Source organism: Flavobacterium pisciphilum (assembly GCF_020905345.1).
In the GTDB taxonomy this organism is placed as follows: domain Bacteria; phylum Bacteroidota; class Bacteroidia; order Flavobacteriales; family Flavobacteriaceae; genus Flavobacterium; species Flavobacterium pisciphilum.
Genome location: NZ_JAJJMO010000001.1, coordinates 1,464,410 through 1,479,347, shown reverse-complemented (window position 1 = coordinate 1,479,347; position 14,938 = coordinate 1,464,410). Strand labels below are relative to the sequence as shown.

The 14,938-nt window shown below is 32.1% G+C and carries 11 protein-coding genes; 5 read left to right on the top strand and 6 right to left on the bottom strand.

The window, feature by feature from the left end; all coding sequences use genetic code 11:
- Positions 1-4: 4 nt before the first annotated feature.
- The 6 genes from LNQ49_RS05775 to panB form a co-directional block, all read right to left on the bottom strand.
- On the bottom strand, positions 5-4,066 hold the full coding sequence (locus LNQ49_RS05775; RefSeq protein WP_229987732.1) for a PAS domain S-box protein: 4,062 nt from the start codon (positions 4,064-4,066) through the stop codon (positions 5-7).
- A gap of 64 nt (positions 4,067-4,130) precedes the next feature.
- A complete protein-coding gene (locus LNQ49_RS05770; protein WP_229987731.1) occupies positions 4,131-4,928 on the bottom strand; it encodes a DUF2189 domain-containing protein in 798 nt (265 codons plus the stop codon).
- Between the two features lie 190 nt (positions 4,929-5,118).
- Positions 5,119-6,447 carry an aldehyde dehydrogenase gene (locus LNQ49_RS05765; protein WP_229987730.1) on the bottom strand — a complete coding sequence of 443 codons (1,329 nt, stop codon included), beginning with the start codon at positions 6,445-6,447 and terminating at the stop codon, positions 5,119-5,121.
- Positions 6,448-6,520: 73 nt separating this feature from the next.
- Entirely contained in the window at positions 6,521-7,210 is a 690-nt protein-coding gene (locus LNQ49_RS05760) for an RluA family pseudouridine synthase (protein WP_229987729.1), read from the bottom strand.
- 38 nt (positions 7,211-7,248) lie between these two features.
- Complete coding sequence (locus LNQ49_RS05755) at positions 7,249-7,599, bottom strand: four helix bundle protein (protein WP_229987728.1); 351 nt, start codon at positions 7,597-7,599, stop codon at positions 7,249-7,251.
- Positions 7,600-7,781: 182 nt separating this feature from the next.
- Positions 7,782-8,600, bottom strand: coding sequence for a 3-methyl-2-oxobutanoate hydroxymethyltransferase (panB, locus tag LNQ49_RS05750; RefSeq protein ID WP_229987727.1), 819 nt, complete (start codon positions 8,598-8,600; stop codon positions 7,782-7,784).
- A gap of 217 nt (positions 8,601-8,817) precedes the next feature.
- On the opposite strand from panB, the gene LNQ49_RS05745 reads away from it, so the two are divergent.
- The 5 genes from LNQ49_RS05745 (at position 8,818) to kdpB (ending at position 14,885) form a co-directional block, all read left to right on the top strand.
- Positions 8,818-10,161 carry a sigma-54-dependent transcriptional regulator gene (locus LNQ49_RS05745; protein ID WP_229991318.1) on the top strand — a complete coding sequence of 448 codons (1,344 nt, stop codon included), beginning with the start codon at positions 8,818-8,820 and terminating at the stop codon, positions 10,159-10,161.
- A 162-nt stretch (positions 10,162-10,323) separates the two neighbouring features.
- Positions 10,324-10,605, top strand: coding sequence for a DUF7674 family protein (locus tag LNQ49_RS05740; RefSeq protein WP_229987726.1), 282 nt, complete (start codon positions 10,324-10,326; stop codon positions 10,603-10,605).
- A 179-nt stretch (positions 10,606-10,784) separates the two neighbouring features.
- Positions 10,785-10,862 carry a K(+)-transporting ATPase subunit F gene (gene kdpF, locus LNQ49_RS05735; RefSeq protein WP_129541086.1) on the top strand — a complete coding sequence of 26 codons (78 nt, stop codon included), beginning with the start codon at positions 10,785-10,787 and terminating at the stop codon, positions 10,860-10,862.
- A gap of 104 nt (positions 10,863-10,966) precedes the next feature.
- Positions 10,967-12,688 carry a potassium-transporting ATPase subunit KdpA gene (gene kdpA, locus LNQ49_RS05730; protein ID WP_229987725.1) on the top strand — a complete coding sequence of 574 codons (1,722 nt, stop codon included), beginning with the start codon at positions 10,967-10,969 and terminating at the stop codon, positions 12,686-12,688.
- A 139-nt stretch (positions 12,689-12,827) separates the two neighbouring features.
- Positions 12,828-14,885: a potassium-transporting ATPase subunit KdpB gene (kdpB, locus tag LNQ49_RS05725; RefSeq protein ID WP_229987724.1), complete on the top strand. Its 2,058-nt coding sequence runs from the start codon at positions 12,828-12,830 to the stop codon at positions 14,883-14,885.
- Positions 14,886-14,938 lie beyond the last annotated feature (53 nt).

Below are 14,938 nucleotides of genomic sequence, written 5' to 3'. Positions count from 1 at the left end.
ACATTTAGATAATAGATTTGATTATGGCTTTTTCGATGCTTCCTTTAATGATTGGTTTTGATATATAACCTGTCATTCCTGCATTGATACAATTTTGCTTTTCATCTTTTTCTGCCCCAGCAGTTACAGCAATTATAGGTATTTTTTTTCCTGATTTTAATTTACGTATCGCTACGGTAGCTTCATATCCGTTCATAACAGGCATTTGTATGTCCATGAATATGATATCTGGATCTACCGTTTTGTACAGTTCAACAGCTTCTTTACCGTTCTCAGCATCGTATATGATAGCATTTATAAACAGGTTTTTTATAGTAGCTCTTAGTAATAATCTGTTGACGTTATTGTCTTCTACGATCAGGAATTTTATTTCTTTGGCAAGTTGCTCTTCTGTTAAAACATAGTTTGTATTGTTGCTGTCTTCAATTGTGTTTTCAAAAAATACAGGATCATGTATGTCGCAGCTTTGTATGTCGAGGTCGAAATAAAAGGTACTTCCTACGTTTACTTTACTTTCTAATTTTAAATGGCTGTCCATTAAGCTGAGTAGCTTGTTCGAAATAGTTAGTCCAAGTCCTGTACCTCCAAATTTTCTAGTGGTAGAACTGTCTTCTTGTGAAAAAGCTTGAAAAATACGTTTCTTGTTTTCTTCGAGTATTCCGATGCCAGTATCAGAAACAGAGAACCGTATTGTGTAGGTATCGTTTATTCTGTCTAGTATCGTTACATTGAGTTTTATAGTACCTTTTTCGGTAAACTTAACTGCATTTGCGAGTAAATTAATTAGAATCTGTTTTATTCGAACTACATCTATCCAGAAGCAACTTGGTATGTCTTCATTGATGTTAAGTTCTAATGTGAGATTTTTAAGGTTGGATTCGTATAATATTAAATCGACCACTTGGTTGAGTATTTCTCTAATATTATATTGATCGATATTTAGCTCTAGTTTTCCAGCTTCTATTTTAGAGAAATCAAGAATGTCATTTATAATATTTAGTAATGATTGTGCTGACTGATTAACAGTAATCATATATTTTTGTTGAATCTCCTCAAGATTTGTTTTCATCAACAAATTGGTAAAACCAATAATACCGTTTAGAGGAGTCCGTATTTCATGAGACATATTAGCTAAGAAATCAGATTTTGATTTATTTGCTGCCTCAGCCAATTGTTTCGCTTTTATAGCGTCTTCAGTTTCTTTTTTGCTTGTAATGTCAAAATAAATTCCACCAACAAAATCAATAGTATTTCCCTTTTTGATTACATCACCAAATTCTTCTACCCAAATATATTCACCAGATTTTCTTTTTATTCTGTAAACATAGTGTATTGGTATCCCTCTTTTTAAATCGGAAACCTGACTTTTAATGATGTTTTCTTTATCATCTGGATGTATTAATGAAAGGAAAGATAATTTGTTTTCTAGAAACTCAGATTTTGGGTATCCAGTTAAATTTTCTATCTCGTCGTTTAGGAATACTTTGGTTGATAGCTCATCAAATTTTGATAAATAAACCGTACCAGGAATGTTATTGGCTATTAGTTTAAATTTTTCTTCACTTTCGTGAATTCTAGTTTCGTTTCTATTTCTTTCTAAGGTTGAAGAAATGTTATTTGCAAGAGACTGGAGGATATAAATTTCATCTTCGGTCCATTTTTTCTCATTAGTACAATCATCAAATCCTATAAATCCTGTGAATTCATCATTTATATATAGTGGAAGAATCAAAATAGACTTGATCTCATTAGCGATCAATAATTCCTTAAAAAAAGAATCTTTAAGTTTAGAAGTTAGTGTATTTAATATTTTTTTGTTTTGTGCTTGAGCAAATATTTCATGTAAGTTTTCGGTGCTAAAACCTCTTAGTTTTGTGATTTGCTTTATAATTCCTTTTCTTGCCCATTTGTATTTTTGACTTACAAGATTTGTATTGGTATCTCTTTCATAATAAAACATATGATCTACTTTTGTAGCTTTTCCTATTATGTCAAAGGTTTCTTCAAACATTTTAGAGGTGCTTTTACTCAGTAAAAACTTTTCGGTGCATAATGCCAGTGCAGATAATAACTGACTCTTGAATTCTAGTTTTTTCTCTGCTATTAATCTCATTTGGGAGGAAACGGCCAGAGAAATAATATCTGAAATTGTTCGACCAAAACTAATGTCTTCATTATCCCAAATTCTTTTGTTCGGAGTAGATTCAAAACAAAGAATACCTGTTAGTTGTCCATTTGTAAAAATAGGGACATCCAGCATTGACTTAATATTATTCTTTAAGAAAGTATCTTTTGTAAATTCAGATATTTCTAATTGATTGAATACGTCTGGAGCATTAATTATAGCTTTACTTTTTATAGAATTAAAATAGATCGGATAGGCTTCTTTTTTTAGGACTCTTTTTTTGTCAAGTTTATGGTTATCTGTGCCGTATAGGTTTGTACAGGTAATTGCGTCTTCTGTATATTTCCAATAACTAACTCGGTTGGCTTTTGAAGCTATTGCAGCTTCTTTGATGATTAGTTCAACAACACTGTCGATGTCATTATAATTACTAAAATTGGTAGTCGACAATTTTTTGGATACCGTATTGTAATCTTCGATTTTTTCTTGCCTGATTTTGTTTTCAATTTCAATATTTTTCAGTTTAGTGATATCTCTTGCGATACCAGCATAACCTATTATTTCTCCTAAATCATTCTTGCGGATAATAACTTTAAGAGAAACCCATAACTCTTCCCTATTTTTTGTTAGTAAAGGAATTTCTATAGCGGGAAAATCACTTTCTTTTTTCTTGAGATTGTCTTCTAGATTTTCATAAAAGCTCATCGTATTAGTGATGTAGTCTAGTCGAATGAATTCTAAATAATTATGAGAAATAATTTCTGATTCAGAATATCCTAACGTTGAAATTGCAAATTCATTGATAAAAGTAAAATTACCATCATCGTCGGTTTCAAAAATTAAATCGGTGGCTGATTGAATTAGATTTTTATACAAATCTTTGGTGTTGATTTGTTCTGTAATATCTTGTCCAATTCCAATTATTAAGTCCTCAGAAAATTTTTTGTCTTTCCATTGAATGTGTTTGTATTCTCCGTTTTTACATTTTAATTTCCGAATGTAGAGTTTGTCGTCAGTATAATTTAAATGGTATTCCTCAGGAATAAACTCAGGATCCTCAGTAAGGTTCCAAAATCCCATTCCCATGACTTCTTCTGGGGTATATCCAAGAATATTAGTTATGGTTTCACTGCAAAATAAAATTTCTCCTTTACGATTGCTTGCAATAGTAAGCGAATTTCCCTTATGTACAACTGCATTAGAAAAACGAAATTTATCGTTTTCGTTTAATAAGACTGCATATTTTACATAATTAACGACAAATATGATAAGAGAAAAGTTGATTAAAATGATGGATGTTTTTAAAGTAACTAGCTGTGATATTGTTACATCAATTAAAAACAAGAACAATAAAGCCGAAAAAAGCCAATATAATTTTATGGGTTTTAAAACGCTATATGAAAAGTAAAAAGATACAATAAAGCTAATTATGGGGATGGTATCATTGGGGTAAATTATAACATTGCGTACTATATGACTAAATAAGAGTAAAAATAATGTGATAAAGATATATTGCACATTTTTACGTAAGTAGTCAACTTTTGTAGTTATAAAATAGAACAATAAAAGAGATAGTCCAATTGAGGTATTTATGATAAGCAAGCTCTCAGGTCTTACTTTAAATATCTCATTAATGATTTCTATTAATATAACGGTGATTCCTAAAAATAAGAAATAGAGTAGGTACTCTTTGTCAGTAGTATTGTTCTCTTTTTCCTTTTCAATAAAATTGCCTAACTGCTTTTTTATATTGAAGAAATGGTAGATTAAGAAAACAATAAACCCAAATAGGGCTAGCCCTAGAGCAGGAAATTTAGGACTGTTATAGAATATGAATATTTTATTACTTACTATCTCGTTAAATAACAATAATTTTATGGCCAAACCCAACGGGCTTGGCCATGAAGATATCATTGCTATAAAACTATAGTATAAAACCATAGATTTTGGAGATATTTAGGTTTAATTAAATATATTTTTGGAAATATTATATTAATTCTATCTTTTATAGAAAGGTCTTTGGCCCTGAATTAGATTCTTCAATTTCTTCTAATGCATCTGTACCAATAATTGATGAATAGATTGCATAAGTCATAGAGTAAATAAAAGGAATAGTAAAAATTACTCCAATACAACATCCAATAAATCCAACCATAGCTCCTAATGCAGAAACAATTAATAATCCAGTAAGCATTAATGGTTGTTTTGAGACAATCATAAGGCTGGTTTTAATTGCATCTACGGCATTGAAATTACCAAAAATAATTAATGGTATTGTTAGATAAGTAAAAAGCGAAATTAACAATGAAATTACTGTTCCTAAAAATGATAAGTTCAAGTTTTGTGTTATCACCGATACAGGAATATTTACAATTGATATAAGTAATGTAGCTACACTAATATTTGTTAGGTATGGTAATCTGTAGTAATAAAAGATTGTAGATACTTTAAACTCTTCGCCCTTATCTGCGCAATTTGCCATCTTTAAAAAACCAGCAGTAAATGGGGCAATAATTAGTGCTAATAAAAGGATACTTGCCATATAAATTACAAGTGGTTGTCCAGATAATTTTATGTTTTGTACATTTTCTAAAGATTCTCTTGTGAAATTTTCGATTCCAAAAATTGAGATTACAAGACCAGATCCAAAAACACCAAGTAAAAAGTAAAAGATAATTATAAACGATCCTGCATAAAGAGCTATTTTCTTATAATTTTCGAATGCATGATTAAACACATTTGAAAAATCTAATTCATAACCAATTTTTTTGATTTCTTCAATTCGTTGTTGCGTAAGATTCATAATTTTTTAGAGTAGTTATTCGATTATATTTAGTTTTTTTAGATCATTTATTTGAAAATATCAGTAGTAAATATAATATATTTTTTAACTTGACCAAGCTAAAAAAAAAATTTTGGCGTAGGATTTAGCGCAATTATTTGATTTACTATGAACGTCTAATTTGGCTAATAATAGTTAGAATTGGATGTGTTTACATCCAGTCTAATAATTTTTTTATGGTAGCTAATTTATCTTTATATGGTGCGTATCGCATTGGTAAATCTAGCCAGTTGGCTTTTTTGACAATGCCTTTATGATGAGAAAAAGTATCAAAACTTAATTTTCCATGATAAGCTCCAATACCGCTATGGCCAACACCTCCAAAAGGAAGTCTTTTATTTGAAAAATGTACAATTGTGTCGTTAATACATCCTCCACCAAATGAGTAACGTGCAATTATCTTTTTAGTGAAATTTTTATTATCACTAAATACATATAGTGCAAGCGGTTTTTCGTATTGATCGATGACGTTTTTTATGTCAGCTTCTGTTTTGTAGGAGAGGATAGGCAATATCGGTCCAAAAATTTCTTCTTGCATGATATTACTTTCTATGGTCGGTTCATCAATAAGGGTTGGAGCGATGTAAAGGTTTTTTGCCTCAGTTTGTCCTCCAAAAATCACTTTAGCAGGCTCAATCATGCTGTCCAGTCTTACCCAGTTTTTGGTATTGACTATCCTTGCAAAATCAGGGGACTCTTGTGGATTTTGACCATAAGCTTTATTAATTTCATCTTTTAGATATCCTATAAAATGAGCTTTCATGTCTTTATGAATCAAGATATAATCGGGAGCAATGCATGTTTGCCCAGCATTTATAAATTTACCCCATACAATCCTTTTTGCTGCTAATTTTAAATCAGCAGTTTCATCAATAATACATGGATTTTTTCCTCCAAGCTCTAGCGTAACAGGAGTCAGATTCTCGGCTGCAGCTTTTGCAACAATTTTCCCAACAGCTACACTTCCAGTAAAGAATATGTAATCCCAACGTTTTTCTAAAAGTTTTTGTGAAACATCGGCAGCGCCTTGTATTACTTCGACATGATTGATGTGGAAGGTTTTCTGGATAATTTCGTTTATTATCTCTGCAGTTTTAGGAGTCAGTTCAGATGGTTTTAAAACAACCTTATTTCCTGCAGCTACAGCTGAAATTAAAGGACATAATGCCAATTGAAAAGGATAGTTCCAAGGAGCAAGGATTAATACTTTTCCGTAAGGTTCTTTGTAGATATAATCAGAAGAAGGGAAGTTAAGTATTGATGGGAATATACGCTGAGGTTTTGCCCAACTGTGAATATTCTTTATGGTGTCTTTTAGTTCAGAAATGACATAATTAGTTTCGGTTAGAACAGCTTCAAAAGCAGGTTTCTTGAAATCATCATACAGGGCTTTAATAATTAAATCTTCGCTTTTTTGTATGTTGAACAATAGTTTTTTAAGCGTCTCTTTTCTGTAACCGATGTCATTTTTATAGTCCATTTTTAAATCAGCTTAGTTTAGCACTATGCAAGTTAATTTTAAAATATCAAATAAAATAGTTTTTCTCTAAAAATCATAGTGCATTCCATATGACTTCATCTGGAGTAGGAGCGATAATAGTAAGTGATTCTTTGGTTACTGGATGTATAAAAGTGAGTTTTCGAGCATGCAGGTGAATTCCTCCATCGGGATTACTTCTGTCGAAGCCATATTTTAAATCTCCTTTTATAGGCGAACCAATTGCCGAAAGTTGGGCTCTAATCTGATGATGTCTGCCTGTATGTAAATTGATTTCTAATGCTACATAATTTTGTAGTTCTTTAAAAACGGTATAATCTAAACTAGCTAATTTGCTGTCAGGAACTTCTTTTAAATGTGCTTTTGAAGTATTGTTTTTCTCATTTCTTTTTAAAAAATGAACCAATTTGGCTGTCGTTTCTTTAGGCTTATTTTTGACAACTGCCCAGTACGTTTTTTGAGTTTCGCGATTACTAAACAATTCGTTCATACGCGTTAATGCTTTGCTCGTTCTAGCAAAAACAACTATTCCAGTTGTAGGACGATCCAAACGATGAATAACTCCCAAAAACACATCACCAGGTTTGTTGTATTTATCTTTTATATATTCTTTTACAATATCAGAAAGAGGTTTGTCGCCTGTTTTATCACCTTGTACAATATCGCCTACACGCTTATTAACCACAATAATATGGTTGTCTTCATGCAAAATTTGCAAGTTATTTTTGTTAGATAGTATCTTCATTTTAGACTTACTTAGACTGGCTTAGAATTTTAGACTTTTTAGATTAAAGTGGTTCTAAATCTAGATGTCATTTTAATAATTTCTTCCAGTAATTTTGTTAGTTCAATTGTTTTTTCTTCATTGATGAATCCTAAATCTGAAGAAATTAGAAGTTGTGTTTCGACTTCATAGGCAGAACCAATGGCAATTTCTAAGAACCTAGCAAAATCTTTATTTGAATTTCTAGAAGATCCTTCGGCTATGTTAGAAGGAATTGAGACAGCTGCTCTTCTTAATTGATTTGTTATTCCGAATTTTTCTTCATTAGGAAAAGTAGATGTTGCTTCATAAATTTTAGAGCAAAATAATCTACTTTTTTTCCATATTCCTAATTCTTTAAATTGATGCATTTTTAGACTAGCTTAGATTTTTTGTAACGATTTAGACTTCTTAGATTTTCTATTATTTTTGTAATTTATCTTTAAATTTTATGATTAATTAAGCAATATAAAATTTTAATAAATTTAAACATTCGCAATCTAAGAAGTCTAAGTTAGTCTAAATATCTAAGCTAGTCTAAAAATCCAACAATCTAGTACTGCTCACTAGAATTAGGGAAATCTCCAGATTTTACATCGTCTACGTACTGGCTAATTGCAGTTGTCATTCCTTCGTATAAGTTCATGTATCGTCTTAAAAAACGTGGACTAAACTCATTGTTCATTCCTAGCATATCATGAATTACTAAAACCTGACCGTCTACTTGACCACCAGCTCCAATTCCGATTACTGGGATTGAGATACTTTCAGCTACTTTTTGAGCTAAATGTGCAGGGATTTTTTCTAGAACCAAAGCAAAACAACCAATTTTCTCTAGCATTTTGGCATCAGCAATTAGTTTTTCTGCTTCATCTTCTTCTTTAGCACGAACAGTATAGGTTCCGAATTTGTATATTGATTGTGGTGTTAAACCTAAATGTCCCATAACAGGAATTCCAGCGTTTAATATCTTTTTTATAGATTCTTTAATTTCTTTTCCACCTTCTAGTTTTACTGCGTGACCACCGCTTTCTTTCATAATTCTGATAGCAGAACGTAAAGCTTCTTTTGGATCCGATTGGTAACTTCCAAAAGGTAAATCAACAACAACCAATGCTCTTTCGATAGCTCTTACTACAGATGAGGCATGGTAAATCATTTGGTCTAAGGTAATTGGTAATGTAGTTTCATGTCCTGCCATCACATTTGATGCAGAGTCTCCTACAAGAATTACATCAATTCCAGCAGTGTCAACAATTTTGGCCATGGTATAATCGTAAGCCGTAAGCATTGAAATTTTTTGCCCATTGGCTTTCATTTCAATTAATGATTTAGTTGTAATTCTTTTATAATCTTTTTTTGCTACAGACATTGTAATCTATGATTTAGGTCCGATATTATCGGGATTGATTTATATTTTGAACCCGTAAAGGTAACAAATAGAATTTTTTTAAATCCAATTTTAATTGGGAATATAAAAATGGGAAGTAATAGTTTTGAAGAATTACTATTAATGGAAAGTATTTAGAAGTATTTTATTAACAAATAACTAAAATAACTAATTTTGAAAAATAAATTCACAAAATTCTATTTTGAAAAAGACTCTTATTATTGACGACGAAGAAAAATTACGCAATCTTCTCGCTAGAATTATACGTTCGGAAGGTTTCGAAGTTTTTGAAGCACCAGATTTAAAATCTGGTTACAAGAAATTGGAACAGAATGATATTGATGTTGTGCTTTGTGATGTTAAGCTTCCTGATGGAAATGGAGTTGATTTTCTTCAAAAAATTAAAACAGCATTTCCTCTTACAGAAGTTATTTTGTTAACTGCTTATGGTAAAATTTCTGATGGTGTTCAAGCCATGAAGAATGGTGCCTTCGATTATATTGTGAAAGGGGATGATAATGATAAAATTATTCCGCTTCTATATAAAGCTTTAGAAAAAGTACAATTACAAAAGAAAGTTAAACAATTAGAAAAACGTATCTCTGATAAATATTCATTTGATAATATTATAGGAAAATCAAAAGGACTGGAGCAAGTGATTGATTTGGCTCGAAGAGTTTCTAAAACAGATTCGACAGTACTTTTAACTGGAGAGACTGGAACTGGTAAAGAAGTTTTTGCTCAGTCTATTCATGAAAATAGTAATAGAGTTGGAAAATCATTCGTGGCACTAAATTGCAGTACTTTCAGTAAAGAAATCCTCGAAAGTGAATTGTTTGGACATAAGCAAGGTGCTTTTACAGGGGCAATTAAGGATAAAAAAGGTTTTATAGAGGAAGCCAATGGAGGTACTCTATTTCTTGATGAAATAGGTGAAATGCCATTAGAATTGCAAGCTAAATTATTGCGCGTTTTGGAAAGCAACGAATACATACAGTTAGGGGACACCACACCTCGTAAATCTAATTTTAGATTAATTGCAGCAACCAATAAAGATTTAAAAACAGAAAGTGAAGAACATCGCTTTCGTTCAGATTTATATTTTAGGTTGAATATTTTTGAAATTAAAATTCCATCTTTACGAGAAAGAGCAAAAGATATCGAACCATTGACTCATTATTATGTAAAGCAATTCTCTGATAAAACCAATAAGAAAGCATTGTCTATTGATGAAGGATTTATGCAAAAAATGGAATCATACCAATGGCCAGGAAATGTTCGTGAGTTGAAAAACGTCATAGAGCGATCTGTTATTTTGGTAAATGGTGATGTTTTAACCTCAGATGTTTTGCCTTATGAAATGCAACATCAAATAGATAAAACAAATAAAATAGTTTCTGCATTCTCTATGCAGAGCGTAGAAAAACTTCATATTCAGAAAGTATTCAATTATACTAAAGGCAATAAAGCTGAAACGGCACGCTTACTTGAAATAGGTGTCGCCACTCTTTATCGAAAATTAGACGAATATAATATTCATTAATAGAACATACTATTTTGAGAAAAGCCTATCATTTTGATAGGCTTTTTTTATGGCCTATTTCAAAGGAAATCAGATAAGGTCTTAGTTTGTAGTGTTTTGTGGTTTTTATTTTTTTTTGGAATGTATTTTGGCATAAGGGAAGAGAACATAAAAATCATTCTTATGAAAAATCAAGTCACCACGATTTATAAACAAGCAGAACGTTTTGCAGAAATCACTAAGACAGCAATCATTACTGGAAATATTCTTAGAGCAAAAAAATGTCTCGCACTTGCAGAGCGACTATATATTACGGGAAGCTACGAAACTAAAAGCGCTATTTCGAATGTGTATGTTTTCTCCGTTTCTTCTTTTATGGAGTTGCGTCATTGTACTATTTCAGATCTGTTTCCAAAATTGTTGAAAGCAGAATACATAAAGCAAATTAACTCTTCGGGGGTATAACTCTTGAAATGTGTTTTTTAGTAAAAAGGTTTTACTGATTCACATTTCACACATCACAAAGAACATTTCACCATTTTAATCTATAACCTATGTTAATCACTATTCTTTTACTCGCATTGGCTGTTTTGCTGTTTGCGATTTGTTTTAAATCTGTCGAATTTTTTGAAAAAATTTAAATCATGACTGCACTATTTATCATTGCTCTTGCCGTTTTTGGCTATTTGATTTATGTATTAATCAAACCCGAAAAATTTTAACAGCGTAAAATGTGGATTGTAAAATGTAAAATGTCAAGAAAATAATTTTGCCACAATCATTTAACTTTTCACAGATTACTTCTTACTCATAAAAAAATTAAACTATGAACACAGAATTATTTGGCGTCATCAGTATTTTTATTCTTACGATAGTTTTAGCCATTCCTTTGGGGAAATATATTGCTAAAGTTTATTTGGGGGATAAAACACTACTTGATCCGATTTTCAATCCAATTGAAAAATTTATTTTTAAAATCAGTGGTATAAATTCTACTGAAGAAATGAACTGGAAACAACACTTAAAAGCTCTTTTAAGTATAAATATGGTTTGGTTTTTTCTTTGCTTTTTTATTCTATTATTTCAAGGGTCGCTATTTTTAAACCCTGACAACAACCCATCGATGAGCCCAGATTTAGCATTTAATACTGCTATTTCGTTTTTAGTTAACTGTAATTTACAGCATTATTCGGGAGAAAGTGGGGTCTCTTATTTATCTCAAATGTTCTTAATGTTTTTGCAATTTGTTTCAGCAGGTGTTGGAATGGCTGCGGCAGCTATGGTTTTTACTGCCATGAAAGATAGAACTACTGATAAATTAGGGAACTTTTATAATTATTTTATAAAAAGCTGTACTCGTATTTTATTACCACTTTCGGCTATTGTAGCAACTGCTTTGGTATTTAGCGGTTCACCAATGACTTTTGAGGGTAAAGATGCAATTACGACTTTACAAGGAGATACTGTAGAAGTTTCTCGTGGACCTGCAGCATCATTTATTGCCATAAAACACATCGGTACAAATGGAGGAGGATTTTTCGGGTCCAATTCAGCGCATCCTTTAGAAAATCCTAGTTATTTTTCGAATGCGGTCGAATTGTGGGCGCAATTAATTATCCCATTCGGAATGATTTTCGCCTTGGGCTTTTATTTAAAGAAAAGAAAGTTTTCATATATGATTTTTGGCGTTATGACGCTAGGATTTTTACTGCTAGTTATTCCAACAGTTATTAGTGAAATTAATGGAAACCCGGCTATCGAAAGAATGGGGATTGCCCAAGCAACAGGGGCTATGGAAGGTAAGGAAGTTCGTTTTGGACCCGCTATTTCAGGTTTTTGGAGCATTGCTACAACAGTAATCTCTACGGGTTCTGTTAACAGTATGCATGATAGTTCTATGCCTATGTCTGGTGCTATGGAATTGCTTGCCATGATGGTCAATGCATTTTATGGTGGTTGCGGAGTTGGTATTCTAAACTTTTATGTTTTCATTATTCTAGCTGTATTTATTTCTGGATTAATGGTTGGTAGAACTCCTGAGTTTCTAGGAAAGAAAATTGAAGCTCGAGAAGTTAAAATAGCTGCTTTTATAGCTATTCTTCATCCTTTGTTAATATTATCAGGAACGGCTTTGGCTTCTTATTTTGCAGCAAATGATACTGCTATGGGGTTTTGGTTTAGCGGAAATGCAACTGGTTGGCTAAACAATCCTGGAAATCATGGATTCTCTGAAATGTTATATGAGTATACTTCTAGTGCTGCCAATAACGGTTCTGGTTTTGAAGGGCTAGGAGATAACAATCCGTTTTGGAATATTACTACAGGAATCGTATTACTATTGAGTCGTTTTATTCCTATAATTGGACCATTGGCTATTGCTGGTTTACTTGCTAATAAAAAGTATATACCTGAAAGTGCTGGAACTTTAAAAACAGATACTTCTATTTTTGGAGTAATGGTTTTTGCTGTAATCGCAATTATTGCAGCCTTATCATTCTTTCCAGCGTTGGCTTTAGGTCCTTTGGCAGAATATTTTACACTAAAATAATAATTCATTTTTAAATGATTGACAATAATTTAAAAAGACAAAGTAGCATAGGAAAAAATAGATAAAAAAGAAATTGCAATCAGATTCTATGTTTTTATGTATTAAAAGGAACTGTCAACTAAATAAAATAATATAAAAAATGACTAACAATAAATCCAATTCATTGTTTGAAAGTAAGCAAGTAAAAGATGCCTTAGTGCAATCTTTTGTGAAGCTTAATCCCAAATTGATGATTAAAAATCCGGTAATGTTTACCGTAGAAATAGGAACTGCCATTATGTTTGCTGTTTGTGTTTCCATCTTATTTGGAGCACAAGACCAAGGTAGTTTTGCTTATAATTTAATTGTGTTTTTAATTTTACTAGTAACACTTTTGTTTGCCAATTTTGCTGAAGCAATTGCAGAAGCTAGGGGGAAAGCACAAGCGGATAGTTTAAGAAAAACACGTGAAGAGACACCAGCAAGACAAATCTTAGCAAATGGGGAGATTAAAAACATTAGCTCTTCGGAATTAAAGAAAGGAGATGTTTTTGTTTGTGAGGCAGGAGATTTAATTGCAACTGATGGTGAAATCATCGAAGGTTTGGCTACTATTGACGAAAGTGCGATTACTGGAGAAAGTGCTCCTGTAATTCGTGAAGCTGGTGGAGATAAATCATCAGTAACTGGAGGTACAAAAGTATTGTCAGATAAAATTAAAGTAATTGTAACATCTGAGCCTGGAGAAAGCTTTCTTGATAAAATGATTGCTTTGGTAGAAGGGGCAAGTCGTCAGAAAACACCAAATGAAATTGCATTAACTATTTTGTTAGCAGCATTTACACTGATCTTCGTAATCGTTTGTGTTACTTTAAAACCGTTTGCTGATTATGCCAATGCACCAATAACAATTGCTGCTTTCATTTCTCTTTTTGTGTGTTTAATTCCAACAACAATTGGAGGTTTACTTTCTGCAATTGGTATTGCGGGTATGGACAGAGCATTGCGTGCTAACGTAATCACAAAATCTGGAAAAGCAGTAGAAACTGCTGGAGACATAGATGTATTGCTTCTAGATAAAACAGGAACAATTACTATAGGAAATAGAAAAGCGACTAATTTCTATCCTGCTCAGGGTATTTCGGAAAAAGATTTTATTGAATCTGCAGTATTAAGTTCTCTTGCTGATGATACTCCAGAGGGAAAAAGTATTATTGAGCTAAGTAAAATGTTAGATGTGACTGGTAAAATGGAAGCAGGTATCTCACTTCTTACCGATAACATTTCACAAACAATTAAGTTTACTGCTGAAACAAGAACTAGTGGTGTTGTTTTAAAAGATGGTACTAATATTAGAAAAGGGGCTCAGGATGCTGCAAAAAACATTGCGCTCCAAGCTGGGAATAGTTTCCCAGAAGATACAGCTCAAAGAGTAATTGATATCTCTTCTAAAGGGGGAACACCGTTGATAGTTGTTAAAAATAGTCAAGTGCAAGGTGTTATCGAATTGCAAGATATCATTAAAACGGGAATGAAAGAACGTTTTGATCGTTTGAGAAAAATGGGTGTAAAAACGGTAATGGTTACTGGAGATAATCCACTTACAGCTAAGTTTATTGCTGAAGCTGCTGGTGTTGATGATTTTATTGCCGAAGCGAAACCTGAGGATAAAATGAATTACATTAAGAATGAGCAACAAATGGGTAAACTCGTTGCAATGATGGGAGATGGTACGAATGACGCTCCCGCTCTTGCTCAAGCTGATGTTGGTGTTGCGATGAATAGTGGAACTCAAGCGGCTAAGGAAGCTGGAAATATGGTTGATCTTGATAATGATCCAACTAAGTTAATTGAGGTTATTGAAATTGGAAAACAGTTGTTAATGACAAGAGGAACGCTTACCACTTTCTCTATTGCGAATGATGTAGCGAAGTATTTTGCTATTGTTCCTGCTCTTTTTATTACTGCAATCCCAGCTCTTGAAGGTTTAAATATTATGCATTTGCATAGCCCAGAAAGTGCCATTTTATCGGCGGTGATTTTTAATGCGATTATCATTCCAATCTTGATTCCACTAGCGTTGAAAGGAGTTGATTATAAACCAATCGGAGCGAGTGCAATCTTAAAAAGAAACTTGCTGATATATGGTTTAGGAGGATTAATTATTCCTTTTATAGGGATTAAACTAATTGACTTAGTTGTAGCTTTATTCATGTAAATAACAAGATTCTGAGGTACTAAGACGCTAAGAAACTGGGAAAAAAACTTGGA

Excerpts from the sequence above, each read along its gene's own strand:
- LNQ49_RS05775 (WP_229987732.1), bottom strand. The coding sequence starts at position 4,066 with ATGGTTTTATACTATAGTTTTATAGCAATGATATCTTCATGGCCAAGC.
- LNQ49_RS05770 (WP_229987731.1), bottom strand. The coding sequence starts at position 4,928 with ATGAATCTTACGCAACAACGAATTGAAGAAATCAAAAAAATTGGTTAT.
- LNQ49_RS05765 (WP_229987730.1), bottom strand. The coding sequence starts at position 6,447 with ATGGACTATAAAAATGACATCGGTTACAGAAAAGAGACGCTTAAAAAA.
- LNQ49_RS05760 (WP_229987729.1), bottom strand. The coding sequence starts at position 7,210 with ATGAAGATACTATCTAACAAAAATAACTTGCAAATTTTGCATGAAGAC.
- LNQ49_RS05755 (WP_229987728.1), bottom strand. The coding sequence starts at position 7,599 with ATGCATCAATTTAAAGAATTAGGAATATGGAAAAAAAGTAGATTATTT.
- panB (WP_229987727.1), bottom strand. The coding sequence starts at position 8,600 with ATGTCTGTAGCAAAAAAAGATTATAAAAGAATTACAACTAAATCATTA.
- LNQ49_RS05740 (WP_229987726.1), top strand. The coding sequence starts at position 10,324 with ATGAAAAATCAAGTCACCACGATTTATAAACAAGCAGAACGTTTTGCA.
- kdpF (WP_129541086.1), top strand. The coding sequence starts at position 10,785 with ATGACTGCACTATTTATCATTGCTCTTGCCGTTTTTGGCTATTTGATT.
- kdpA (WP_229987725.1), top strand. The coding sequence starts at position 10,967 with ATGAACACAGAATTATTTGGCGTCATCAGTATTTTTATTCTTACGATA.
- kdpB (WP_229987724.1), top strand. The coding sequence starts at position 12,828 with ATGACTAACAATAAATCCAATTCATTGTTTGAAAGTAAGCAAGTAAAA.